General features: G+C 61.3%; 3 protein-coding genes. 2 read left to right on the top strand and 1 reads right to left on the bottom strand.

All coding sequences use genetic code 11. The features are described from left to right. Window positions 1-49: 49 nt before the first annotated feature. Window positions 50-427 carry a hypothetical protein gene (locus WBR57_RS18980; protein ID WP_424085540.1) on the bottom strand — a complete coding sequence of 126 codons (378 nt, stop codon included), beginning with the start codon at window positions 425-427 and terminating at the stop codon, window positions 50-52. 154 nt (window positions 428-581) lie between these two features. Between WBR57_RS18980 and phoB the strand changes: the two genes are divergently transcribed. After that, on the top strand, window positions 582-1,271 hold the full coding sequence (gene phoB / locus WBR57_RS18975) for a phosphate regulon transcriptional regulator PhoB (protein ID WP_003231714.1): 690 nt from the start codon (window positions 582-584) through the stop codon (window positions 1,269-1,271). Between the two features lie 71 nt (window positions 1,272-1,342). Then, the gene (phoR, locus tag WBR57_RS18970) at window positions 1,343-2,629 is read left to right on the top strand and encodes a phosphate regulon sensor histidine kinase PhoR (RefSeq protein WP_424085542.1); all 1,287 of its coding nucleotides are present in this window, start codon (window positions 1,343-1,345) and stop codon (window positions 2,627-2,629) included. Window positions 2,630-2,732: the final 103 nt, after the last annotated feature.

Raw genomic sequence — 2,732 nt, 5'->3', positions numbered from 1 at the left:
CCCCTGTGGGAGGGGGCTTGCCCCCGATTCTATTAGCGGCGCCGCCGGCTCAGGGTTTGATGACGTGCCACGCACCGCCCTTGCCGTCACCGGTCTTGTCCCCGGCTTTCTTGTCATCCTTGTAGGTGTAGACCGGTTTACCGTTGTACGCCCACTGGCTGGTCTGGTCATCGCGGGTGATGACTGTCCACTTGCCCATCGACTTATCGGTGGACTCGGCCTTCAGCGGCGGCCAGTTGGTTGCGCATTGGTCTTTGCACACTGACTTGCCGTCGGCGTCTTTGTCGAACGTGTAGAGCGTCATGCCCTTGTGGTCCACCAACATGCCGTCTTCAGTCATCGCCGGCTCAGCCGCGAGTGCCAGGGTCGGCAGCGTCAAGGCAGCCGTTACCAGCAAGGCTTTCCAGGAAATAGTGCTGTAAGTCATCGGAACCTTCCTTTTGTGGTTGTCAGGATTCGGACCCAAAGGTTAGTCCAGAGTGCCGGGAATTGCCCAGGCGACTAAATTACTGTCACACGACTGCAATAATTCCGTTATCTAATGCGGCGCAAGACAGTTAAATGACAAGAGGATTTTAGGCATGGTTGGCAGGAGTATTCTGATTGTTGACGACGAAGCGCCCATTCGCGAAATGATCGCCGTTGCGTTGGAAATGGCCGGCTATGACTGCCTGGAGGCGGAGAACTCCCAGCAGGCCCATGCCATTATCGTCGACCGCAAGCCAGACCTGATCCTGCTGGACTGGATGCTGCCCGGCACTTCCGGCATCGAGTTGGCCCGGCGCCTCAAGCGCGATGAGCTGACCGGAGACATCCCGATCATCATGCTCACCGCCAAGGGCGAAGAGGACAACAAGATCCAGGGCCTGGAAGTCGGCGCCGACGACTACATCACCAAACCCTTTTCGCCACGCGAACTGGTCGCCCGTCTGAAAGCCGTATTGCGCCGCGCAGGCCCCACTGATGGCGAGGCGCCGATCGAAGTCGGCGGCCTGATCCTCGACCCGATCAGCCACCGCGTGACCATCGATGGCACGCCGGCCGAGATGGGCCCGACCGAATATCGCCTGCTGCAATTCTTCATGACTCACCAGGAACGCGCCTACACCCGCGGCCAACTGCTGGACCAGGTGTGGGGCGGCAATGTGTACGTGGAAGAGCGCACGGTGGACGTGCATATCCGCCGCCTGCGCAAAGCCTTGGGCGATGCGTACGAGAATCTGGTACAAACCGTGCGCGGCACCGGCTATCGGTTTTCCACCAAAGGCTGAGCCTGACTTACCCGCTGACAAGGACGCATGTTCACGTGAACCAGAACTGGCATGGCACCCTGATCCGCCACATGCTGCTGTTGATCACCGGCTGCCTGGTGGTGGGTTTGATCAGCGGCTATTACGGCTGGAGCCTGGCCGTCGGCATTGCCCTTTACCTGGGCTGGACCCTCAAGCAATTGCTGCGCCTGCACGAATGGCTGCGCCAGCATAAACCCGACGAAGCACCACCCGACGGCTATGGCCTGTGGGGCGAAGTGTTCGACAGTATTTACCACCTGCAACGCCGCGACCAACGCGTGCGCGGTCGCCTGCAAGCGGTGATCGACCGGGTGCAGGAGTCCACCGCCGCGCTCAAAGACGCGGTAATCATGCTCGACAGCGACGGCAACCTGGAATGGTGGAACCGCGCCGCCGAAACCCTGCTGGGCCTCAAGACCCCGCAGGACAGCGGCCAGCCGGTGACCAACCTGGTGCGTCACCCGCGCTTCAAGGAGTACTTCGAACAGGAGAACTACGAAGAAGCTCTGGAAATCCCCTCGCCCACCAATGACCGCGTGCGCATCCAGCTGTACCTGACGCGCTACGGCAACAACGAGCACCTGATGCTGGTACGCGACGTCACCCGCATCCACCAGCTGGAACAGATGCGCAAGGACTTCGTCGCCAACGTCTCCCACGAGCTGCGCACGCCCTTGACGGTGATCTGCGGTTACCTGGAAACGCTGCTGGACAACGTCGACGAGATCAACCCGCGCTGGAGCCGCGCCCTGCAGCAGATGCAGCAGCAGGGCTCACGCATGCAGACGCTGCTCAACGACCTGTTGCTGCTGGCCAAGCTTGAAGCGACCGACTACCCCTCGGACAACCAGCCCGTGGCGGTGCAGAGCCTGTTGCAGACGATAAAGAATGACGCCAAGGCCCTTTCGGGTGAACGCGGGCAACAGATCAGCCTGGAAGCCGACCCATTGGTGCTGCTCAAGGGCAGCGAAGGCGAATTGCGCAGCGCGTTTTCCAACCTGGTGTTCAACGCCGTGAAGTACACCCAGGACAAGGGCAATATCCGCATCCGCTGGTGGGCCGACGAGCACGGCGCGCACTTGAGCGTGCAGGACTCCGGCATCGGCATCGACGCCAAGCACTTGCCGCGCCTGACCGAGCGTTTCTACCGTGTCGACTCCAGCCGCAACTCCAACACCGGCGGCACCGGGCTTGGCCTGGCCATCGTCAAACATGTGCTGTTGCGCCACCGCGCACGCCTGGAAATCAGCAGCGTGCTGGGCCACGGCAGTACGTTTACCTGCCATTTTCCGCCGGCGCAGGTGACCCGCTCGCGGGCGCTCAACGAAGACGAATAACCCAAAAACAACACAGGACAAAAGGTGGGAGGGGGCTTGCCCCCGATTGCGGTGGGTCAGTCAACACATCCATATCCGACCCACCGCCATCGGGGGCAAGCCC

Source organism: Pseudomonas sp. (assembly GCF_049590575.1).
Lineage (GTDB): Bacteria > Pseudomonadota > Gammaproteobacteria > Pseudomonadales > Pseudomonadaceae > Aquipseudomonas.
The sequence above is the reverse complement of the archived record's forward strand: the minus strand, read 5'-3'. Positions and strand labels throughout refer to the sequence as shown.